The sequence below is a fragment of the Achromobacter insolitus genome, assembly GCF_002209555.1.
GTDB classification, from domain to species: domain Bacteria; phylum Pseudomonadota; class Gammaproteobacteria; order Burkholderiales; family Burkholderiaceae_B; genus Achromobacter; species Achromobacter insolitus.
Genome location: NZ_NJIF01000005.1, coordinates 288,767 through 310,066 on the forward strand (window position 1 = coordinate 288,767; position 21,300 = coordinate 310,066).

The 21,300-nt window shown below is 65.9% G+C and carries 17 protein-coding genes; 9 read left to right on the forward strand and 8 right to left on the reverse strand.

What is annotated here, in order from left to right; genetic code table 11:
* Position 1 precedes the first annotated feature (1 nt).
* From pbpC to clpS, 3 genes are all read right to left on the reverse strand, one after another.
* Positions 2 to 2,224 carry a penicillin-binding protein 1C gene (gene pbpC / locus CEY08_RS19130; protein ID WP_088607754.1) on the reverse strand — a complete coding sequence of 741 codons (2,223 nt, stop codon included), beginning with the start codon at positions 2,222 to 2,224 and terminating at the stop codon, positions 2 to 4.
* Positions 2,221 to 7,422, reverse strand: a complete 5,202-nt coding sequence (locus tag CEY08_RS19135) for an alpha-2-macroglobulin family protein (protein WP_088607755.1) — start codon at positions 7,420 to 7,422, stop codon at positions 2,221 to 2,223. Before CEY08_RS19135 ends, pbpC begins: the two co-directional genes overlap by 4 nt.
* A gap of 160 nt (positions 7,423 to 7,582) precedes the next feature.
* Entirely contained in the window at positions 7,583 to 7,897 is a 315-nt protein-coding gene (gene clpS / locus CEY08_RS19140; RefSeq protein WP_006383989.1) for an ATP-dependent Clp protease adapter ClpS, read from the reverse strand.
* 225 nt (positions 7,898 to 8,122) lie between these two features.
* On the opposite strand from clpS, the gene CEY08_RS19145 reads away from it, so the two are divergent.
* Together CEY08_RS19145 and CEY08_RS19150 are read left to right on the forward strand one after the other, a co-directional pair.
* Complete coding sequence (locus CEY08_RS19145) at positions 8,123 to 8,368, forward strand: cold-shock protein (RefSeq protein WP_006220277.1); 246 nt, start codon at positions 8,123 to 8,125, stop codon at positions 8,366 to 8,368.
* A gap of 93 nt (positions 8,369 to 8,461) precedes the next feature.
* Entirely contained in the window at positions 8,462 to 8,965 is a 504-nt protein-coding gene (locus CEY08_RS19150; protein WP_076814391.1) for a DUF192 domain-containing protein, read from the forward strand.
* A 111-nt stretch (positions 8,966 to 9,076) separates the two neighbouring features.
* On the opposite strand, the gene pcaF is transcribed toward CEY08_RS19150, so the two are convergent.
* The 5 genes from pcaF to xseA form a co-directional block, all read right to left on the reverse strand.
* Positions 9,077 to 10,282: a 3-oxoadipyl-CoA thiolase gene (gene pcaF, locus CEY08_RS19155; RefSeq protein WP_042794195.1), complete on the reverse strand. Its 1,206-nt coding sequence runs from the start codon at positions 10,280 to 10,282 to the stop codon at positions 9,077 to 9,079.
* A gap of 163 nt (positions 10,283 to 10,445) precedes the next feature.
* On the reverse strand, positions 10,446 to 11,840 hold the full coding sequence (locus CEY08_RS19160; protein ID WP_063961011.1) for a chloride channel protein: 1,395 nt from the start codon (positions 11,838 to 11,840) through the stop codon (positions 10,446 to 10,448).
* A 72-nt stretch (positions 11,841 to 11,912) separates the two neighbouring features.
* Positions 11,913 to 13,604, reverse strand: coding sequence for a methyl-accepting chemotaxis protein (locus CEY08_RS19165; protein WP_076814392.1), 1,692 nt, complete (start codon positions 13,602 to 13,604; stop codon positions 11,913 to 11,915).
* 277 nt (positions 13,605 to 13,881) lie between these two features.
* Positions 13,882 to 14,460: a superoxide dismutase [Fe] gene (gene sodB / locus CEY08_RS19170; RefSeq protein WP_013394768.1), complete on the reverse strand. Its 579-nt coding sequence runs from the start codon at positions 14,458 to 14,460 to the stop codon at positions 13,882 to 13,884.
* A gap of 163 nt (positions 14,461 to 14,623) precedes the next feature.
* Positions 14,624 to 15,991, reverse strand: a complete 1,368-nt coding sequence (gene xseA, locus CEY08_RS19175; RefSeq protein WP_076814394.1) for an exodeoxyribonuclease VII large subunit — start codon at positions 15,989 to 15,991, stop codon at positions 14,624 to 14,626.
* 338 nt (positions 15,992 to 16,329) lie between these two features.
* Here xseA and CEY08_RS19180 point away from each other — a divergent pair, with 338 nt between their 5' ends.
* From CEY08_RS19180 to CEY08_RS19210, 7 genes are all read left to right on the forward strand, one after another.
* Positions 16,330 to 16,953, forward strand: coding sequence for a MotA/TolQ/ExbB proton channel family protein (locus CEY08_RS19180; protein ID WP_063642366.1), 624 nt, complete (start codon positions 16,330 to 16,332; stop codon positions 16,951 to 16,953).
* The gene (locus CEY08_RS19185) at positions 16,950 to 17,363 is read left to right on the forward strand and encodes an ExbD/TolR family protein (RefSeq protein ID WP_042794200.1); all 414 of its coding nucleotides are present in this window, start codon (positions 16,950 to 16,952) and stop codon (positions 17,361 to 17,363) included. Before CEY08_RS19180 ends, CEY08_RS19185 begins: the two co-directional genes overlap by 4 nt.
* Complete coding sequence (gene lpxK / locus CEY08_RS19190) at positions 17,360 to 18,403, forward strand: tetraacyldisaccharide 4'-kinase (protein WP_076814396.1); 1,044 nt, start codon at positions 17,360 to 17,362, stop codon at positions 18,401 to 18,403. Before CEY08_RS19185 ends, lpxK begins: the two co-directional genes overlap by 4 nt.
* Before the next feature lie 63 nt (positions 18,404 to 18,466).
* Positions 18,467 to 18,649: a Trm112 family protein gene (locus CEY08_RS19195; RefSeq protein WP_042794201.1), complete on the forward strand. Its 183-nt coding sequence runs from the start codon at positions 18,467 to 18,469 to the stop codon at positions 18,647 to 18,649.
* Positions 18,650 to 18,660: 11 nt separating this feature from the next.
* Positions 18,661 to 19,425, forward strand: a complete 765-nt coding sequence (gene kdsB / locus CEY08_RS19200) for a 3-deoxy-manno-octulosonate cytidylyltransferase (protein WP_063642364.1) — start codon at positions 18,661 to 18,663, stop codon at positions 19,423 to 19,425.
* 91 nt (positions 19,426 to 19,516) lie between these two features.
* On the forward strand, positions 19,517 to 20,173 hold the full coding sequence (adk, locus tag CEY08_RS19205) for an adenylate kinase (protein ID WP_042794202.1): 657 nt from the start codon (positions 19,517 to 19,519) through the stop codon (positions 20,171 to 20,173).
* 166 nt (positions 20,174 to 20,339) lie between these two features.
* A complete protein-coding gene (locus CEY08_RS19210; protein ID WP_063642363.1) occupies positions 20,340 to 21,098 on the forward strand; it encodes a 3-hydroxyacyl-CoA dehydrogenase in 759 nt (252 codons plus the stop codon).
* Positions 21,099 to 21,300 lie beyond the last annotated feature (202 nt).

Sequence of the window (21,300 nt, forward strand, 5' to 3'; positions counted from 1 at the left end):
ATCATGGCGTAACGCCAGCGATTTCAAAAACCACTCTGTCGTGGCGGCCTTGCGCATCCATGACGGTAAGCGTATACCGGCCATCCATGGCCAGCACTAAATTAAACGGATGACCCGACGCGCCATGACCAACCACGCGCCCGTCAAGCATCCACCATACTTCGCCTTCTGCTCCTTGCACATCCACGTCCAGCGCCACCTGGCGTGCGCTGGGCACTGGCCGCAGCACCGAACCGGTGGCCACGCCGCCCAGGCGCAAGGGACCGCGCGAGGCATCGGCGTAGCCGGCAAACGACGGCGGCGCCGTTTCATTCAGCACCCAGGCCGCGCGCTGTTCCGGACACTCTCCGGACGGCACGCTGCCGAGCTTGTAGCCCAAGGGCCAGCATGTCACCGCCGCCTGCACCGTTTCGGGCCTGACGCGGACCTGCTGCGCGCCTTCCGGCAACGCCGACACAATATCCTGCAGTAGCGGCGCCGCCACGTTTGCCCCGAAAAATCCGGGGTTGGGCGTGCCGTCGGGACGGCCGACCCAGACGCCGATCGTCCACCTGTCGGTCACTCCGACGGCCCAGGCATCCCGGAATCCGAAACTCGTCCCGGTTTTCCAGGCCAGTTGCCGCGCCGGACTGCCAGACTGGTAAAACGGCCGGTCAGGGTGCCCGCCGCTTTCCAGGATGTCCCGGACGATCCAGGCCGCGCCAGGGCTCATCATACGGGACTCGACCCGAGGCTGCTCCGCCCGCAGGCGGGGCCGCCCGGAGACGCCACCGCGCGCCAGGGCCCGGTAAGCGCCCACCAGTTCTTCCAATGTGGTGCCACCCCCGCCCAAAATCAAGCTCAAATTGGGTTCCGCGCCGGCAGGTAAACGTAACCGCACCCCGCCGGCCAGCATGGCCGAGGCGAAACTGCTGGGTCCGACGCGATCCAGGAGGTCCACGGCCGGGACATTGAGCGAGCGCTGCAAGGCCTGGGCCACGCTGATCGGACCGGCGAAAGCCGCCTGGAAGTTCCCTGGCGCGTAACCGCCAAATGACATCGGCGCATCGATCAGCAGGCTTTCGGAGTGGATAAGGCCCTCATCGAGCGCCTGCGCATACAGGAAAGGCTTGAGCGTGGACCCCGGCGAACGCACGCCTCGCACCATGTCCACGTGGGCGGCCCGGCTCTCGTCGGAAAAATCGGCTGAGCCTGCGTAGGCCTTGACCTCCAGCGTGTCGTTGTCCATCACCAACACAGCCATCGACACCTTGGGCGGCAAGCCGTCCACCCGGTCTTGCAACATCCGTTCCACTGACGCCTGCATGTCGGCGTCCAGGGTGGACGTGATCACGGCCGGCCGTTCGCCGGGGCGCCGGCCGGCCGAGCGCTGGCTGCCCGCTTCCTGCAGCAGGCGCTGGGCGGCCAGGGGCGCCAGCCAGCGCGCCCGCAACGGCGGCGCGACCACATTCTCGATCTTCGCGTCGGCCACCTCGGCCGGCGTCCAGCGGCCGAGTTCGACCATACGGTCCAGCACCTTGTCCCGCGCGGCCTGGGCGGCGTCCGGATGCCGGTCGGGACGCAGGCGCGACGGTGCCTGCGGCAAGGCCGTCAGCATCGCCGCTTCCGCCGGACTCAGGTCCCGGGCTGGCTTGCCCAGCCACAGCCGCGAACCCATTTCCACGCCTTCCACGATGCCGCCCATGGGCGCGTGGGTCAGGTACAGCGACAGGATTTCGTCCTTGCTGTAATGCATTTCCAGCTGGATCGCGCGCCAGGCTTGCCGCAACTTCGCCGACATCGAGCGTGAAGGCTTGCCGGCCAACTCCGGATCGATAAGCCGCGCAACCTGCATGGTCAGCGTGGAACCGCCCGATACGATGCGGCGGTTGGTGGCCCACTGCCAGCCCGCGCGCGCCATCGCCACCGGGTTGACGCCCGGATGCCAGTAGAACCAGCGGTCCTCGTAGGTAAGCAGTGTTTCCAGATAGCGCTCGGACACCTGATCAGGCTTGACCGGGTAGCGCCAGATGCCGTCGCGGCTGGGATAGTTGCGCAACGGCGTGCCGTCGGCGGCAACGACAACGGCCGCACCGCCCGAATCAACGGGCGGCAAGGGATACAGGCGGTCCAGCGTGAATAACAACGCGGCCAGCGCAAACAACGCGCTGGCCGCGAAGATTCCTCGCCGCCGCCAGCGGCGGGCGCTCGAGGCGCCCGCCACGGGGGTGGCGGCGGGGTTCAAGGACGCTTGGCGCCGCGATCGCGGATCTCTACCGTGCTCCATTGCTCGCCTACGCCCCGGATCTCAGGCCGGTACATGTCTTCGGCCACCGTCGACGGCACCGCGTAGCGGCCCGGCGTCACCACCCGCACCAGGTAGAACACGTCCACCTTGCCGCGCCCCAGCGACACAGCGGCCACATAACGGTCGTCGCGGAATTCGCGGTGCTTGATGTTGGGATCGGACATGGCTTCCGCAACGCGGCGTCCGCCGATGGTCCATTCCTGCATCTCGGGGCTTTGCGACAGGTTCAGGTTTTCGACTTCAAAACCCGCCGGCACGCGGTCCACCAGCAAGCCATCTGGAATGTTCTGGTTGGCGCTGGCCTGCACCCACACCACCAGCATGTCGCCGGTCTGCAGGCTGCCGCCATCCCACGGGCGGCCGTCCGGACGGTACCAGCCGCGCTTGAGCTGGATCACGTCATTGCGCGGCGCGGGCGCGGTGGTCGGACTGCCCTGGATGTCGTATTCGACGAACAGGGACTGGCTGCCGGTGTTCAGCAACTGCACGCCGGCCAGATCGGCCGCCGACAGCGACACGGTCTGGTCGCTGGTGCCGCCAGCGAGCGCCTTGGTGGAACCGTTGACGGTCAACGTGGCGGACCAGGGCGTGGCCTTGTCGCCGCCCATGGCCCGGGCGGCCAGCAGCAGGGACATCTGCTCTTGCGTCGACAGGTACGAGCGGTTACCCAGGCGGGAAGCCAACTGCGTCAGCAAGTTGTCCAGGCGCTCGTGATGCAGCTCGTACTTGTTGGCAATCGCATAGGCCAGCGCGTAGTCACGCACGCTGCTGCCATAGTCGCCCAGCCATTCGTCGTAATAGCCGGAGTTGCGGCGGGTGTTCAAACCGTACTCCCGCGCCATGGCCTGATCGAGCGCGCTCTTCATGCGCCCTTCGTCGCCCATGAGCTTGAACGCTGCCGCCAGCTGGACCAGCGGCAGCGGCGAACGGGCACGCTCCTGGTAGTTGTCGTACAGCTGGCGCACCGTGGACAGCGGCGCCTTCTTGTCGCGCGCCAGCGCCAGGGCGGCCGTGGCCAGGCCGGCAAAGCGGCGGTGATCTTCCCGCAGAATGTTGGCGTCGTTGGAATCGTAACGTCCGGATTCGACATTGCGCTTCAGGTTGGCCGACCAGGTGCCGAACGCGCCAGAGCTCTGCTGCACCTGCTCCAGCAGCCACTGACGCGAACGGTCCAGCGATGCTTCAGGCACTTCGAAACCGTTGTCGCGGGCGTCCTGCATGAAGCCGACGGCGTAGGCCGTCAGCCACACGTCGCGCGAGGACGAACTGCTCCACAGGTTGTAAGAACCGACGGCATTGCGCATGCCCGCCAGGCGGCCGATCGCGCCGGCCACCTTGGCTTCGCGCTCGGCCTGCGTGCGCGGCTTGAGGCCGAACTGCTTGGCCGCGGCCTCATCGAGCATGACCCACGGCAGGGTCGCGCTGATGGTCTGCTCGGTGCAACCGTAGGGGTAGTTGAGCAGTCCTTCGACCAGGCGGTTGACGTTGATCGGCGGACGGTTCGATACCGTCATGCTGACCGTGGTCGAATCAGGGTAGTAGGAAGCCACCCAAGACGCCTGCGGCGCGTTGGTCTCGCCCGGATTCAGGCGCAAGCGGCGCACCTGGCGCTCCGCCGCGTAGGCGGGTTGCACCTGCAGCACGGACTCGCGCACGATGCGCACGGGCTTGCCACCGCCCTGCCCGTCGACGGTCAGGCGCATCAGGCCCAGGCCGTACGAGCCCGTGGTGGTCGCAGTGAAGCGCAGCGTGGTGCGCTGCTTGTCCTTCAGGGTCACGGTCTTGACGCCGTCCACAATGCCCAATGGGTCCAGCGCTTCAAGCTTGACCGTCACCTTCTGTTCGGCGCCGCTCAGGTTGGTCACATCCAGCGCGATCGCAGCCTGGTCGCCCGGCGTAATGAAACGCGGCGTGTTCAGCTCGGCCACGATGGGCGCCGCCACCACCATTTCGGTGTCGGTGCTGCCATAGTTGTCGGGCGTGAACGCCACCGCCATCAGGCGCAGCGTGCCGTTGAAGTCGGGCAGGTCCAGCGGGATGTCCGCCTCGCCTTGCGCATTCAGCGTCACCGGGCCCGAGAACAGGTCGACCAGCTTGACCTTCTTGGGCAGGCTCTTGCTGTCGCCGCGCATGGCGGCGTCGCCGCCCCACTTCAGCTTGCCCTTGGTGCCGTCCATCTTCTCGATCAGCTTGCCGTACATGTCCAGCAATTCGGGCGCGTAGCGATGCTTGCCGAAGAAGTAATCCAGCGGGTCGGGCGTGCGGTACTGGTTGATGTTCAGGATACCGACGTCCACGGCGGACAGGGTCACCGTGGCCTGCTTGCCCTGGGCGCCGTCGACCTTGACGCGCACGGTCGTCTTGGTCTCCGGCACGGCCTTGGCGGCGGCCGTCAGCTTGACGTCCAGCTTGCGGTCGGCGCTGGCAATGGGCAGGAAGGTCAGGCCCAGCGCGCGCGCCGGCGTCACGCGATCGCCTTCGCTACCGGGACGGAACACCGCAGCCGCGATGTACAGGTCGTGACGCTTCCAGCTTTTATCAACGGGGATCTCGACCTGCGTGCCCGTCGCCTTCACGGCCACCCAGGTCGACCACAGCATGCGGTCGCCTTCGACGGTGATGAGCGCCTGGCCGTCATGCGGCGGAGTCAGGGTCAGCTTGACGGTATCGCCCGGCTTGGCCGGCACGCCTTCAAGCTTCATCTGCACGCGGTCGGGACGGTTGCCCATGGCATCGGCGTCCTGCGCGTTCCAGCCCGCATAGAAGCGGTAGCGCATGGTCTGGCCGGTTTCCGGATCCGCGATTTCCAGGCGGTAACGACCCCACTTCACCGGCACGGTCAGCTGGGCGCGGTCGTTCAGCGCGATTTCGCGCGAATCCACCAATTCCTCGGTTTCGGTATAGCCGCTGTTCCAGCCGCGTTGGTCATCGAAACGCCAGTAATACTGGCGCTCTTCGCGGTACAGGCGCATTTGCGCCTGAGCGAGCGGCGCGATCTTGCCCTGCGCATCCACGCGCAGCACTTCAAAACCGGCGGGCGCGCCTTCGCGGGCCACGTCGCCGTCAAACTGCGGACGCACGGCGATCAGGCGATCGGCGGGCCAGACACTGCGCTCGATCGAGCGCACCACGGGGCGGCCGCCGGATTCCAGCAGGCTGGCCGACACGCGCACCTTCATGGGCGAACGCGTGCCGCTGGTGCGAGGATCGACCTCAAGTTCGCCCCGGCCCTTGTCGTCCAGAGCCGTTTCGGGCAGTTCCTCGAAGTGGCGGCGAGCATCGTCGGCAACGTCGCCGAAAATGAAGCCTGGCCATTCCTGGGGCAGCGCATAACGGTCGCGCTTGACCTGGAAGCTGGACAGCAGGCGGTTGCCGGCGGCGGGCGCGCCGTAGAGATAGTCGCCCTGCACGTCCACGGTCAGGGTTTCGTCCGGCGACAGCACTTCCTGTCCGGAGGTCAGCGCCATTTTCATGCGCTCGGGCAGGAATTCCTCGACCTGGAACTTCCAGGACGCGTCCGGCGCGCGCGACGCGGGGTCCACGCGCAGTTCCAGCATCCAGGTGCCCGTCTGCGCGTCCAGGGGCAGATCGATGCTGCGCTCGATGTAACCCGGCAGGTCCTTCCTGGGCTGCCACAGCGTGGTCAACACCGTGCGGCCATCGGGGCGCTTGATGGTGGCGGTCAGGGGCGACGGCGTCAGCACGCGGCCGTCCAGGTCGCGCGGCAGCACCGACACATTGAAGGTTTCGCCGGGGCGGTACAGATTTCGACCGGCATAGACAAACAGGTTGTTGGGGCGGGAAATATGGCCGCCGGTATCGAATTCCGACAGGTCCAGGGCGGGTTCGCCCAGGGCCAGTACCGTCATTTCCTTGTCGCGCGAGGCGCGGATGACGCGCGCATTGGCGAAACTGCCGTCAAAGCGCACATGGCCTTGGCCATCCGCGGCGGCCTTGGCCAGCGACTTGCCTGCGCCGTCGACCAGTTCGAACACGGCGCCCGAGATCGCGGTGCCGCTCTTCAGGGAGACGGAATACGCCTCGATGCGGTCGCTGTAGCGGCGCGCGTGCAGACCGATGTCGCTGACGTAGAAATACGTCACCTGGTATTCGTAACGGAAACGGCCAGGCTGGCTCATCACCGCGATGTAGATGCCAGGCTCCTGCAGTTCCTTGATGCCTTCGACCGGCAAGAACGTCACATGACGGCGGTTGGGCTTATCGTCGGTAAGGAAGCGGCCTTGATAGACGCTGGTCGTCAGCGAATTCAGGCGGTCCAGGTCCCAGTTGCTGACCGAGCCTTTCAGGCTGCGATTGTCGGAATAGCGCCAACCGTCCTCTTCGCTGTCACCGTCATCCTCTTCATCGGCGGAGGCGCTGCTGCGGCCCACGCCCAGAACCGTGTCGAACAGCTCCGGCACGCGTTCCGGCGACACGCGCAGAAACTGCACGTCCACTTCGGACACGTTCACCGTGGCCACCGGCAGGCCGCCATTCTGCCCGGCCGGCAACACCACGCCGCGGCTGGCGAAATAGAACGACGGCGGCATGGCCTGCGTATTCACCTCGCAGTTCGATGCGTCCGCCAGCTTGACCCCGGCGCCGGCGCCAGGCAGCCCGGCGCGCACCGAGATCGCGTAGGAACGCTGCGGCTGCACATAGGGGAAATAAACCATGCGGGGGTTGTCGCCCACCACCCAGTTGCCCTTCAGGATCTTGCCCTTGGGCGCCGAGTCGCCCGGCCGTACCGAGGCCGGCTGATCGCCGTTGGTGGCGGCCGATTCCGTGTCCCGATCGGTCGCGGTGCCGGTATCCGTCACCTGCAGAAAGCCGTCCAGATTGGCCTTGGCGTCTACCGGTTGCGTGAAAGTCACCGCCAGCGCCAGCGTATCGTTGTACTGGCGAGGCTGGCAGGAAAGCGCCGCGAACGGATCGGCTGCGCCAACCACGGCGCTGGCAGGCAAGGCCGGCTTGGCGTCGCCGCCGCCCGCCGCAGGCGCAGGCTGCGACACGACGGCTGGCGCCGGATTGGCGGGCTGGCGTTCCTTGCCCATCCACCAGCCCACGCCGATGGCGCCGGCCAATACAACGACCCCGGCTGTCGCCAGCCAGGCCTTGCTGATCTTTCCACTCACGGTAAATCTCCCGCTCACTCAAATTCAGACGCACCGCTCCTTTGCGGCGGAGCTGCCGACCTGATCACTCCGCGCGCTTCTCCGGTGCGCGGATACTACTTTTCAAAATAACCTGACAACACAACGCCGCCATGACAGGCGGCGCATTGGATGCTGGGATTCAGACGGGTTCCATCACGCATTGCAAGGGGTGCTGGCGTGCCCGTGCGTATTGGGCTACCTGCGCGATGCGTGTCGCGGCGAGGTCCCGGGGATACACCCCGCATACTCCCCGACCTTCGTGATGCACCTGCAACATGATCCTCGTAGCCTCTTCGTGATTCTTATTGAAGAACTTTTGCAGTACTTTCACGACGAACTCCATCGGGGTGTAGTCGTCGTTCAGCAGCAGGACCTGATACATCGGAGGCGGCGCGGCGCGCGCCGGAGCCTTCTCGACGGCCAAATCATGCTGGGTATCCAAGGTAGAACTCATAGGGCCGCTATTCTATTTAAACTGGGGACGGCTAGCGTGCAACTTACGGAAAATTACACGTAGAAATGCGTAGTTTCCATACTTGACGCCGCAAAGAAAAGCGGCGCATTATCCACGCATTCTGGGGTTTTCAACGCATCGAAAATCTGCCAGGAAGCCGGAGGGGGGACAGGGGTCTAGGCCGCGATGCCCTTCGTCAACATACGATTCAATGAGGCAGTCCGCATGTCTGATACGACCGCAACCGCCGTCCAAGGGGACAATCCCAAATCGACGGGCACCGTCAAATGGTTCAACGATGCAAAGGGGTTCGGCTTCATTACGCCCGACGACGGCGGTGAAGATCTGTTCGCCCATTTTTCGTCCATCCAGATGAATGGTTTTAAAACCCTGAAAGAAGGCCAGAAAGTGGCCTTCGAGATTATTCAGGGGCCCAAAGGCAAACAGGCACTTAATATCACGGCTGCCTGAGTTACCCTTTAAAGCGCAACGGTAAGGTTGCGCCATTATTCAGGCGGGGCTTTCGGGCCCCGCCTTGTTATTTTTCATTCATTGCGCCAGGTCATGCCCAAGAACGCCGTTTTATTTCCTGTCAGCCTCACGTTGTTCAAGACAGCGTTCTTCAGAAACCTCCTGCCGAAAGCCCTGGCCTCCATTGCGCTGGCCTTGCCTGCGGTTGCCGGCGCGCAACAGACTGGCCCGCAAGCCCCTCTGCCCACTACCCAACTTTCGGCCGGCATCCATATTATCCGCGCAGAAGTCGCGAACACGGAAGCCACCCGGCGAGACGGCCTGATGTTCCGCAAGGAGCTGCCCGGCAACGACGGCATGCTCTTTGTCTTCGAACAGCCCGACGTGCAGTGCTTCTGGATGCGCAATACCATCCTGCCGCTCTCGATTGCCTTTATCGCCGACGATGGCACGATCGTCAACATCGAGGACATGGCGCCCCAGACCGAGGATCCACATTGCGCCAAGAAGCCGGTGCGCTACGCCCTCGAAATGGCGCAGGGCTGGTTCGAGCAGCACGGAATCAAGGCCGGCAAAAAGCTGGACGGCCTGCCCTGAAGCTGGCGCCGCGCCCAGCCGGCATCACGCAACAACGGAAAGGGAGCCACGAAGGCTCCCTTTTTCGTTCCTGCGAGGAACGGACCGCAAGCGGCCCGCCGCCTCTGGCGATTACACGCGCTCGATGATCAGCGCGATGCCCTGGCCCACGCCGATGCACATGGTGCACAGCGCATAGCGGCCGCCGGTGCGGTGCAACTGGTTGATCGCGGTGGTAGCCAGACGCGCGCCGCTGGCGCCCAGCGGGTGACCCAGGGCGATCGCGCCGCCATTGGGATTCACGCGCGGGTCGTTGTCGGCAATGCCCAACTGGCGCAGCACGGCCAAACCCTGGGCGGCGAACGCCTCGTTCAGCTCGATCACGTCCATTTGCTCCAGCTTCAGGCCGGTCTGCGCCAGCACTTTCAGCGTGGCCGGCGCCGGGCCGATGCCCATGATGCGCGGAGCAACGCCGGCGGTGGCCATGCCGACCACGCGGGCGCGCGGGGTCAGGCCGTGACGGGCGGCACCCTTTTCGTCGGCCAGCAGCAGCGCAGCGGCGCCGTCGTTCACGCCCGAAGCATTACCTGCCGTGACGGTACCGCCTTCGCGGACCACGCCCTTCAGCTTGGCCAGCGATTCCAGGCTGGTTTCACGCGGGTGCTCGTCCTTGCTGACGACGATGGGATCGCCCTTTTTCTGGGCGATCGACACCGGCACGATCTCGGTGTCGAAAAAGCCTTCCTGCTGCGCGCGCGCGGTCTTCTGCTGGCTGGCCAGCGCGAACAAGTCCTGGTCTTCGCGGTTGATCTTGAAATCGTCGGCAACGTTCTCGGCCGTTTCGGGCATCGAATCCACGCCGTATTGCGCCTTCATCAGTTTGTTGATGAAACGCCAGCCGATCGTGGTGTCGTAGATGGCGGCGCTGCGCGAGAACGCGCTGTCAGCCTTGCCCATGACGAAAGGCGCGCGGCTCATGCTTTCCACGCCGCCAGCCAGCATCAGGCCGGCTTCACCCGCGCGGATGGCGCGCGCAGCGCTGCCGATGGCATCCAGGCCCGAACCGCACAGGCGGTTGACGGTGGCGCCGGGCACTTCGATCGGCAGGCCGGCCAACAGCGTCGCCATGCGGGCCACGTTACGGTTGTCTTCACCGGCCTGGTTGGCGCAACCCATGATCGCGTCGTCCAGTTCTTCCCAGCGCACGCCGGGATTGCGTGCCACCAGCGCCTTGATGGCTACGGCAGCGAGATCGTCGGGGCGCACGGAAGCCAGCGCGCCGCCGTAGCGGCCGAAGGGGGTGCGGATCGCATCACAGATATAAGCATGCACGGTCATGGGAAGCTCGAAGTAAGTGAGAAAAAACCGGATCGGCCGATCTTAACGCAGCGCTTTCGCGCCAAGTTGGTGCACTTGCGGGATGTCCGCCCCACGGACAGTGTCCAATGGCTGTTCACCCTAAGCGTGCCCCCAGGCACCGCGACGGGGCACGCGGCCGGGATCAGGGCGCGGGCGGTCTGGCGGCGCGCGCCGCGTCCACGATGGCCTGCCTGCGGAAACGCCCCGCGGCCAGGTGATAGAACGGTTGCGGGCAGAACTGGCGCGACACTCCAGAGGCCAGCAAGGATCCGACCAGCAGCCAGAACAGCATGGGCTGGCTGCCCGTCATTTCCATCACCACCACGCTGGCGGTAAGCGGCGCCTGGGTCGCGGCAGCCAGGAAAGCGGCCATGGAAATCAATACCAGCACGCGGTGGTCGACGCCCTCTCCCGCCAGTTGCCAGATGTGATGGCCGATGCCCGCCCCGGTGGTCAGGGCCGGCGTGAAGATGCCCCCAGGAATGCCGGCCCAATAGGAGGCGACGGTCGCGGCCAGCTTGGCCAGGCCGAAGCTGGCCGGCGCCGTATCCTTCCCGGACAGCAGATCCGCCGCCACGCCATAGCCCGTGCCATAGACGCTGCCGGCCGTGGACAAGCCGATCACCGCCAGGATCAGCCCCATGATGAAGGCCGTCCAGATCGGATGCGCGCGGATCCAGGCACGCCAGGACTGCGGAGCGCTGCCGGCCGCCCCTTTGCCGAGCAAGCGGGCGAAAATGCCGCCCAACGCGCCATTGAGGGCGGCGCAAATGGCCACCCACATCACCATGCCATGGGTGAGCGGCGCGCCGCCAAATACGCCGAAATACGGGTTGTTGCCCACCACGGCCACAACCAGGAAGCCCGAGGCCAACACCCCGATCAGGACCAGCCGCTGCCAACGCAACACCGTACCCCTGCCCAGCTCCTCGATTGCGAAGATGACACCGGCCAGCGGCGCATTGAAGGCGGCGGCCAGGCCGCCCGCGGCGCCGGCGGCGATCAGTTCATTGGCATGAAAGCCGCGCAGCTGCACGCCGCGCCGCTTCCAGAAATCGCCCCAGGCCAGCATGAGGGCGGCGCCCACCTGGACCGACGGCCCCTCGCGTCCGATCGATGCACCCGCCAGCATGCCGAAGAACGCAAGGGGAATCTTCCAGAGGGTCTGCCCCAAGGCGACCAGGCTGTTCTGGCTGGGGCCCGGCGGCAGCGACAAGGCGCCAATGACCTGGGGAATGCCGCTGCCAGAGGCGTTTGGCGCAAAACGCAGGGTCAGCCAACGCAAGGCAGCCAGGCTCAGGGGCAGGACCAGCAGAGCCAGCCAGCCGTTGTAGGCCACCCACTCCCGATTCCACTCCAGCGCCTTGTCGGCCAGATAGGCAAAGCCCAGCGACATCAACGCCACCAGGCCAGCGCCTCCGAGCAGCAGTCCCATCTGCACGCTCTTGCGCGACAGGCGATTGATCTGGCGCACCTTGCGATGCGCCCATCGGCGCGGGCCGGCCAAAAGCCGGCGTAGAGGGTCGGGCAGGTTCATGGGCAGGAGCCGGCGCGGTTGAAAGTGGCTAACCTTACCATTCGCTCCTGACCAACAGCCCAAAGCGCAGGATCAGAACGTCGACCAGTCGTCGTCCGAAGCTTGCGCCAGCGCGGGGCGCGCCACGGCGACCGCGGGCTTGCGCGGCGGCGCGGGCACAGCCTGCACCAGGCGGGCCTGGGCTTCGCGGGCAGATCCGCCGCCTGCCTCCACCTTGAAGCGGCGCACTTCCTGGGCCAGGCGGGTAGCCTGTTCCTGCATGCTGGCGGCCGCCGCGGCCGCCTCTTCCACCAGCGCCGCGTTCTGCTGGGTCACCGTGTCCATCTGCGCCACGGCCTGGTTGACCTGACCGATGCCAGCGGATTGCTCTTCCGAAGCGCTGGCGATTTCCCGCACCAGCGTTGCGACCTGACGCACACTGTCCACCACTTCGCGCATGGTTCGGCCCGCCTCATCGACCTGACGCGTCCCGCCCTCGACGCGCGTAACCGACTCGTCGATCAATGCCTTGATTTCCTTCGCGGCCACGGCCGAGCGCTGCGCCAGCGTGCGCACTTCGCCCGCGACCACGGCAAAGCCGCGGCCCTGCTCGCCGGCCCGCGCCGCTTCCACGGCGGCGTTGAGCGCCAGGATGTTGGTCTGGAATGCTATGCCGTCGATCACGCCGGTAATGTCCGCAATGCGCCGCGAACTGTCGGAAATCGCGCTCATGGTTTGTACCACGCCCTCCACGACCTCACCCCCGCGGACCGCCACGGTGGAGGCTTGATTGACCAGGCGATCAGCCTCGCTGGCGTTGTTGGCGTTTTGCTGCACGGTGCTGGTCAGCTGCTCCATCGACGCGGCGGTTTCCTCCAGGGACGAAGCCTGCTCTTCGGTGCGCTGGGACAGATCGGCGTTGCCCTGTGCGATTTGCGACGAGGCCGAAGCGATGCTCTCGCAACCGTCACGCACGTCCTTGACGATGCGCGCCAGGCTTTCGTTCATGGTCTTGAGCGCCCCCATCAGGTCGCCGGTTTCGTCACGCGTGGCAACCTGGATGTCGGTCGTCAGGTCGCCAGCCGCAACCTGGCGCGCGGCCGTCACCGCCTGTTCCAGCGGACGCACGATGCCACGCGTCACCAGCCAGCCCAGCAGCATGCCGACCGCCACGCCGATCACCGCAAGCAGGATCATGACTGCGCGCAGCGTTTCATACAGGTCCGTGCCGTTCTGCACCGTTTGTGCGGCGACGCTTTCCTTGGCCTTGGCCAGGGTCGTCATCAGGTCGTCCAGCTTCTGCGACGAGGCGATCACGCGCGCCTCGATCTCGGCCACGCGCGGATCCGCCTGTGTCAGCGGACGTGCCTGGGCGGCAGCGAAGAATGCGGCGGATTCGCGCTTCCAGACCTGCTCGGTCTCGGTGAACTGCGCCAGCAGGCGCTTGCCCTCTTCAGAATAGAAATTGGCTGCGGCTTTTTCCCGCAGGCCGTCCATGTTGGCGACGGCGTCGTCGAACTGCTTGCGCAATGCCTGCCGCTCCTGATCGGTGGATGCGGCCAGATAGCCGTTGCGGGCCCGGCCCGCGTAGATCAGGTTGATATTGGCTTCCTTGATGTCCGAGATGCCACGCAGCTCGGTGTCGTACAGCCGGTCGTTCATTTCATTGATGCGCGCCAGCCCCCAGACACCGAAGGCCCCGATCGCACCGCCTATTACCGCCACCAGCAAAAACGCGCCTGACAGGCGCGCGCCGATGCGCAAACCCGAAAAAAACCGCAACATGCTTCCCTTCCCTGTAATTACCACGGTTTATGGCGGGCATGCCGCAGTCGTGAACCCCGTGGTTCAGTCGCAGACCGGCGCCAACGATAGTGGTTGGAAAACCTAGGGATTACCCGAAAGAAAAGGCGGTTTACACGTTATTTCGCCGCAATGAATTCGACAATCGACAGGGATTTCGAATGCTGAATTTTTGCTGAACAAAAAGAAAACCCCAGGCTTGCGCGTGGGGTTTGCAGCAGGCCGCGGCGCAATGCCGCGGCGGGCCTGAATTCGCCTATCAGGCGAAGTTCTTGGCAGCGAATTCCCAGTTCACCAGGGCCCAGAAGTTTTCCAGGTACTTGGGACGGGCATTGCGGTAGTCGATGTAGTAGGCGTGTTCCCACACATCACAGGTGAGCAGCGGCTTGTCGGCCGTGGTCAGCGGGGTGGCGGCGTTGCTGGTGTTGACGATGTCGACCGAGCCGTCGGCCTTCTTGACCAGCCAGGTCCAGCCCGAACCGAAGTTGCCGGCGGCCGACTTGTTGAAGGCTTCCTTGAAAGCGTCGAAGCTGCCCCACTTGGCGTTGATGGCGTCAGCCAGCTTGCCGGTCGGAGCGCCGCCGGCCTTGGGAGCCAGGCTGTTCCAGTAGAACGTGTGGTTCCAGATCTGAGCGGCGTTGTTGAAAATGCCACCCGAGGACTTCTTCACGATGTCTTCCAGCGACAACGTTTCGAATTCCGTGCCCGGGATCAGGTTGTTCAGGTTCGTGACGTAGGTCTGGTGATGCTTGCCGTAGTGGAACTCCAGCGTTTCCTTGGAGATGTGCGGAGCCAGTGCGTCCAGTTCGTAAGGCAGGGGGGGAAGAGTATGTGCCATGTGAGGTTCCTTCTGTTGAGTGCACGATCAAGCCGTTCAATTGTATCGGCAACTACTGAGGATACCGCGTTAACCCCGCGCTCGCGCGGGGTTAAGGGACGCATGTGCTTATGACTCGACGCATCTGCTCATGAGCGCCGCGCGCCACGCGGCGCGCAGGGGCTCAGGAGGCTTCGCGCGTATCTCGGGTGCGCGTGACGGCAACTTCCGCGCCGCCTTGCGCAAAGCTCAGGTCCAGCGCCTGCCCCGCCGTCAACGCGGCCGCATCACGCACGATGCGGCCCTGATCGTCGCGAGCGATCGCATACCCGCGGGCCAGCGTATTGCCCGGGTCCAGCGCGCGCAATTGCGCGGTGGCGGAGGCCAGGCGGTTGCGCCGCTGCACCAGCAGCCGCGCATGCGCCTGCCCCAACTGACGCGCAGCGCCCGCCAGGCGGTCCGCGGCGCGGCCGGTATCGGGCGCGCGATGCGCCAGACGCTGAGCCAACAGGTTGACGCGGGCACCGCGGCGCTCTTGCGGGCCGGTCCAGGCCGTGGCCAGCCGAAAGCGCAGGCTGTTCAGGCGTTCACGCTGATGTTCCAGGCGCTGGGCCGGCGACACCAGTTGCGCCGCCGCGCGGTCCAGCCGTTGCGCGGCGCGCTCCAGGCGGCGTTGCTGGCCGCGCGCCAGGGATTGGGACGCCTGCATGACGCGGCCCAACAACTCGGAACGCGGCACGCACGCCAATTCAGCAGCCGCCGTCGGCGTCGGCGCGCGTACGTCGGCGACGAAATCGGCGATGGTGAAATCCGTCTCGTGCCCCACCCCGCTGATGACTGGAATCTCACTGGCCGCGACCTCGCGGGCCAGCGCCTCGTCGTTGAAACTCCAGAGATCCTCGATGCTGCCGCCGCCGCGCACCAGCAGCAGCGTGTCGACCTCGGCGCGCTGATTGGCAATGCGCACCTGGGCAGCCAGCCGGCCCGCGGCGTCCGCTCCCTGCACCGGCGCCGGGTAGATGATGACGGGCACCTGGGGCGCGCGGCGTGCCAACGCGGACAGCACGTCGCGCAGCGCCGCGGCATGCAGCGACGTGACCACCCCGATCGCCCGCGGCAGATGCACGGGTTCCCGTTTGCGGGCGGGATCGAACAGGCCTTCGGAAGCCAACTGCTCCTTCAGGCGCAGGAAGGCCTCGTACAGATTGCCTAGTCCTGCCCGCCGCATGGCGTCAGCCTGCAGTTGATAGTCGCCGCGAGGCTCGTACAGGGACACCCGCGCCCGGATTTCGACCTGGTCGCCCGCTCGCGGCAGGAAACCCACCGAACTGGCGCGGCTTCTGAACATGACTGCGCGCACGGAAGCCCGGCTGTCCTTGAGTGTGAAGTACCAATGCCCGGAAGCCGCCGCCGTGAAGTTGGAAATCTCTCCGCGCACCCACAATGCCGGGATGCTGCGCTCCAACAACTGCCCCACCGCTTGGTTCAACTGGGCAACCGTCAGGATATCCCGCGCAAATACGTTGTTTGTGACCGTAGATTCAATTGTCATGGGGCTTTCCGATGCGTACCTGTCCACAGGGACCGCGTAGCGGGCCGCCATCATACCGCGTCCCAGCATATTTGCCGCAACCGGCCCGAAAGCCAGCAAATTAGGATTAACTTATTGATTTTTATGGGTATTTATTAAAATCGGAGCTGCTCGCAATTGAAGCAAACAAGTGCAAGCCCTGTGCCTGCAAGCCTTCCCGGGAAGTTTTGCACAGAATTATCCACAAGATCTGTGGATAGATTGGGGGTCGTACCGACTTGCAAGGCCCCCGCCGCACCGTTACAGTTTCGGCTTGATCAGATGCCGGCGCGCGCCGGTTCTCCTCGGAGTTGAACGCTTTGCTTTCCATACTGCGCGAGGCCGGCTGGCCTATCTGGCCCCTGCTGGCGACATCCGTCCTGGGCTTGGCGCTGATCTTCGAGCGCTTCCTCTCCCTGCGCCGCGGGCTGGTCATGCCCCGTGGCTTGAGCGATCAAGTGGCTGAAATGCTGCGCAATCGCCAGGACACCCCCGAATCGATCAATCGCCTCGAGCGCAACTCGCCGCTGGGCCGGATCCTGGCCGAAGTCATGCGTCACCGCCACCTGCCCCGCGAGGAACTGCGCAACGTGGTCGAGGACACCGGCCGCGCCGTCGCCCACGACCTCAGCCGCTATATTTCGGCCATCGGCACCATCGCGGTGGTTGCACCCCTGATGGGCCTGTTCGGCACCGTCGTCGGGATGATCGAGATCTTCGGTTCCTACACCCCCGGCGGCGGCGACCCGGCGCAGTTGGCGCGCGGCATCTCGATGGCGTTGTACAACACCGGCTTCGGCATCCTGATCGCGATTCCCGCCATGATCGCGCACCGGTATCTGCGCGGCCGGGTGGACAGCTACCTGAGCGCCATGGAACAGACTGCTTCGCGCCTGGTCCGCGCCGTCTCCCCCGGCTCCGCGCTGCGCGAGGGCCGTTCATGAATTTCCGCGGCCCCCGCGGCGACCGGGACGAGCTGGATATCAACCTGATCCCGCTCATCGACGTGCTGCTGGTCATCCTGATCTTCCTGGCCGCGACCACCTCCTTCGCGCGCTTCACGCAGTTGAAGGTGACGCTGCCCCAGGCATCGATGGAACAAGACACGCCGCCCGCGCTGGAAGTCGCCATCAGCCAGGATGGCCGCTATGCGCTCAACGGCACCCTCATCGACGTCTCCACGCCGCCCGAAATCGCCGACGCGCTGCGCCAGGCCGCGGCCGGCAAGACGGAGCCGCTGGTCGTCATCAACGCCGACGCGCAGGCCACCCACCAGTCCGTGATCAATGTCATGGAAGCGGCCCGCCTGGCTGGCATCGGCCGCGTCAACTTCGCCGCGCAGACCAGCCGGTGAGCGCCAAGCGTGCCTCGACGCTGCTGGCGCGCCAATGGCAGCACGGCGGCTGGCTCTCCAACCTGCTGCTGCCGCTCTCCAGGCTGACCGCCTGGGAGGTCGCGCGCAAACGCCAGGGCTATCTGGACGGTACCCGCAGCGCCTACCGCGCCCCGGTTCCCGTCGTGGTGATCGGCAATGTCTACGTTGGCGGCACGGGCAAAACTCCCATGGTCATCGCCACGGTGCAAGCGTTGCGGGCCCGCGGCTACACCCCCGGTGTCGTCAGCCGCGGCTACGGCGTCAAGATCGGTCCGCACGCGCGCGTCGGGCTCGGCGACCTGGAAGCCTCCCGCTTCGGCGATGAGCCCGCGCTGATCGCTCGCGCCACCGCCGCCCCGGTTGCCGTGCATCCCAAGCGCGCCCTGGCCGCTCAGGCCCTGCTGCGGGCACACCCCAAGGTGGACGTAATAGTCTCGGACGACGGCCTGCAGCATCTGGCGCTCGCCCGCGACGTCGAAATCGTGGTGCAGGACGAGCGCGGCGTGGGCAATGGCCGCCTGCTGCCCGCCGGCCCCTTGCGTGAACCCGCCGAACGCCTGCGCGAGGTCGATGTGGTGGTCACGAATATCGGCACACCCAGTCAAGAGCCGCCCGGCGCCAGTGCCGGCGGCCGGCCAAGGCAAGTCCGCATGTGGCTGGAGCCCGACGGCACGCGTCAGGTCTCGGGCCACGGCAGGCGCCCCCTGACCGACTTCGCTGGCCAGCCGCGCATTGCGGCGGCCGCCGGGATCGGCAATCCTGAGCGCTTCTTCACAACGCTGCGCAGCGCGGGCATTCAGCTGGAAACCGCGCTGCCCTTGCCGGATCACCATGACTATGCCGAATCGCCCTTCCAGGCGCTCAAGGCCGACGTCATCCTGGTCACCTCCAAGGACGCTATCAAATGCTCGGCCCTGAACGATGCGCGCCTCTGGGAGGTTCCAGTGCGCGCCGGTTTTTCCGACCCGCAGCTGTTCGATTGGCTGGCCCAGGCGCTGCCCCCGCCGGCACGGGCGTAGGACGCGGCCGTCTGCCAGCCGCGCTGGACCCGGCGCTGGGCAAACTGCTTTAGAATTCCGCTCATGGAATCCCGCCTTCTCGACATCCTCGTCTGCCCGCTGTGCAAGGGCCGCCTCGAACACGACCGGCAGCACGCCGAACTGGTCTGCCGCGCCGACCGCCTGGCCTTCCCCGTGCGTGACGGCATCCCTGTCATGCTGGAATCGGAAGCCCGCGCGCTGGACGACGCACCCGCCTCATCCTGACCCGCCGCCGCATGAGCTTCATCGCCCTGATCCCGGCGCGCACCGCTTCGACCCGGTTGCCCGATAAACCGCTTGCCGACATCGCCGGCAAGCCCATGGTCGTGCGCACTGCCGAGCGCGCCGCGCTGTCCAGCGCTACCCGACTCTACGTGGCGACGGACGATGTCCGCGTCCAGCAAGCTGTGCAGGCGCACGGCCTGCAGGCCTTGATGACCCGCGCCGACCATCCGACCGGCACCGACCGCCTGGCCGAGGCCGTGGAACAACTGGGTCTGCCCGACGACGCCATCGTGGTCAATGTGCAAGGCGATGAGCCGCTCATCGAACCCGAACTCATCGATGCCGTCGCCGCCAAGCTGCAAGCCAGCCCAGAGGCCGACATCGCCACCTGTGCCTGCCCGCTGGCCGACGCCGACGCGTTGTTCAATCCCAATGTAGTCAAGCTCGTCTGCGCCGCGAACGACCGCGCGCTGTACTTTTCGCGCGCTCCGATTCCCTGGGCGCGTGATGCGCTCGCCTCGGGGGTGCGCGTGCTGGCCGAGGGGCTGCCCGCGTGGCACCACATCGGCCTGTATGCGTACCGGGTGTCGTTCCTGCGCCGCTACCCCTCCCTGCCGCAAGGCACGCTTGAGCGTTTTGAGTCGCTGGAGCAATTGCGGGCCATGGAACACGGCCACGTCATCGTCGTCCATCGGGCGTCCCACCCTCCTGCCGCAGGCGTAGATACCCCGGCAGACCTGGAACGCGTCCGACTGGTCTACAGCAAGCAGATATAAGGGTTATTTCCTATGGCGCGGCTCCGCATCGGCTGCTGCATTGCGGCATAATTCCCCGGATCACAAAAAATACACCCCTTCAGGAGCACTCATGCGTCTCATCTTGCTCGGACCTCCCGGCGCCGGCAAAGGCACCCAGGCCGCGTTTCTCACCCAACATTTCGGCATCCCCCAGATCTCCACCGGCGACATGCTGCGCGCCGCGGTCAAGGCGGGCACGCCGTTGGGCATTGAAGCCAAAAAGGTCATGGATGCCGGCGGCCTGGTTTCCGACGAGATCATCATCGGCCTGGTACAGGACCGCCTGAAGCAGCCTGACTGCGCCAACGGCTACCTGTTCGACGGTTTCCCGCGCACCATCCCGCAGGCAGACGCGCTCAAGAGCGCGGGCGTCAAGCTGGATTACGTGGTGGAAATCGAAGTCCCCGAAGAAGACATCATCGAACGCATGAGCGGGCGCCGCGTGCACCAGCCCAGCGGCCGCAGCTACCACGTGCGCTTCAACCCGCCCAAGGTCGAAGGCCGCGACGACGTCACCGGCGAAGAACTGATCCAGCGCGACGACGATCGCGAGGAAACCGTGCGCAATCGCCTGTCCGTGTACCGCGAACAGACCCGCCCCCTCGTCGACTACTACTCGTCCTGGGCGCAGCAGAATCCCGCCGACGCCCCGAAGTACCGCAAGATCTCCGGCGTTGGCGCTGTCGAAGAAATCAAGGCACGCCTGTTCCAGGCCGTCCAAGGCTGATCGGCGCCTCGATGGCTCACAAGCCTTCGGCGCCGGCACCGGAACGCATCGCGTCCGGCCGGCACCGCAGGCCCAGGGCCTGTTCACATCCAATGTGAACAGGCCCTCGTCACATCCGGCGCCTGCCGCGCCGCTTTCATCCCTAGAACTGACTGGTGGTAGACACATGGAAATCGCGAACAAGGTATTCATCGTCACGGGCGGCGCGTCCGGACTGGGCGCCGGCACGGTGCGCATGCTGGTCGAAAACGGCGCCAAGGTCGTCATCGCGGACGTGCAGGACGAACCGGGTTCGGCCTTGGCCAAGGAGCTCGGCCAGCGCTATGTCCATTGCGACGTGACCCAGGAGGCCGACGGCAAGAGCGCCGTGGCCGCCGCGCTCGAACTCGGTTCGCTCTTCGGCCTGGTGAACTGCGCTGGCGTTGCGCCCGCCGCCAAGATCGTGGGCAAGAACGGCGCGCATTCGCTGGAACTGTTCCAGAAGGTCGTGTCGATCAACCTGATCGGCAGCTTCAACATGATGCGGCTGGCCGCCGAGGCCATGAGCGCCAACGCCCCCGAGCCCACCGGCGAACGCGGCGTGCTCATCAACACCGCTTCCGTGGCCGCCTTCGACGGCCAGATCGGCCAGGCTGCCTACGCTGCCTCGAAGGCGGGCGTGGCCGGCATGACCCTGCCCATCGCGCGCGATCTGTCCAAGACGGGCATCCGCTGCATGACCATCGCCCCCGGCATCTTCGGCACGCCCATGATTTTCGGCATGCCGCAGGAAGTGCAGGATTCCCTGGCCGCCAGCATCCCCTTCCCCGCCCGCCTGGGCCGCCCGGAAGACTATGCCAAACTGGTCCACAGCATCATCACGAACGATATGCTGAACGGCGAAACGATCCGTCTGGACGGCGCCATCCGCATGCCGCCGAAATAAAAAAAAGTGCCCCCACGCGGCGCTCGCCCTGCTCGCTTGCAGCCCCCCCCGAGGGGGCTGCGCCGCCTTGGGGCGGCCCGGCGGCGGCGCGGCTATGAAAGTGCCCCCACGCGGCGCTCGCTCCGCTCGCTTGCTGCCCCCCGAGGGGGGCTGCGCCGCCTTGGGGCGGCCCGGCGGCGGCGCGGCTATGAAAGTGCCCCCA

Bases quoted from the DNA above. Each gene is read 5' to 3' on its own strand.
- clpS (WP_006383989.1), bottom strand. From the start codon at position 7,897: ATGAGTTCTACCTTGGATACCCAGCATGATTTGGCCGTCGAGAAGGCT.
- CEY08_RS19145 (WP_006220277.1), top strand. From the start codon at position 8,123: ATGTCTGATACGACCGCAACCGCCGTCCAAGGGGACAATCCCAAATCG.
- CEY08_RS19150 (WP_076814391.1), top strand. From the start codon at position 8,462: ATGCCCAAGAACGCCGTTTTATTTCCTGTCAGCCTCACGTTGTTCAAG.
- pcaF (WP_042794195.1), bottom strand. From the start codon at position 10,282: ATGACCGTGCATGCTTATATCTGTGATGCGATCCGCACCCCCTTCGGC.
- CEY08_RS19160 (WP_063961011.1), bottom strand. From the start codon at position 11,840: ATGAACCTGCCCGACCCTCTACGCCGGCTTTTGGCCGGCCCGCGCCGA.
- CEY08_RS19165 (WP_076814392.1), bottom strand. From the start codon at position 13,604: ATGTTGCGGTTTTTTTCGGGTTTGCGCATCGGCGCGCGCCTGTCAGGC.
- sodB (WP_013394768.1), bottom strand. From the start codon at position 14,460: ATGGCACATACTCTTCCCCCCCTGCCTTACGAACTGGACGCACTGGCT.
- xseA (WP_076814394.1), bottom strand. From the start codon at position 15,991: ATGACAATTGAATCTACGGTCACAAACAACGTATTTGCGCGGGATATC.
- CEY08_RS19185 (WP_042794200.1), top strand. From the start codon at position 16,950: ATGAATTTCCGCGGCCCCCGCGGCGACCGGGACGAGCTGGATATCAAC.
- CEY08_RS19195 (WP_042794201.1), top strand. From the start codon at position 18,467: ATGGAATCCCGCCTTCTCGACATCCTCGTCTGCCCGCTGTGCAAGGGC.
- kdsB (WP_063642364.1), top strand. From the start codon at position 18,661: ATGAGCTTCATCGCCCTGATCCCGGCGCGCACCGCTTCGACCCGGTTG.
- adk (WP_042794202.1), top strand. From the start codon at position 19,517: ATGCGTCTCATCTTGCTCGGACCTCCCGGCGCCGGCAAAGGCACCCAG.
- CEY08_RS19210 (WP_063642363.1), top strand. From the start codon at position 20,340: ATGGAAATCGCGAACAAGGTATTCATCGTCACGGGCGGCGCGTCCGGA.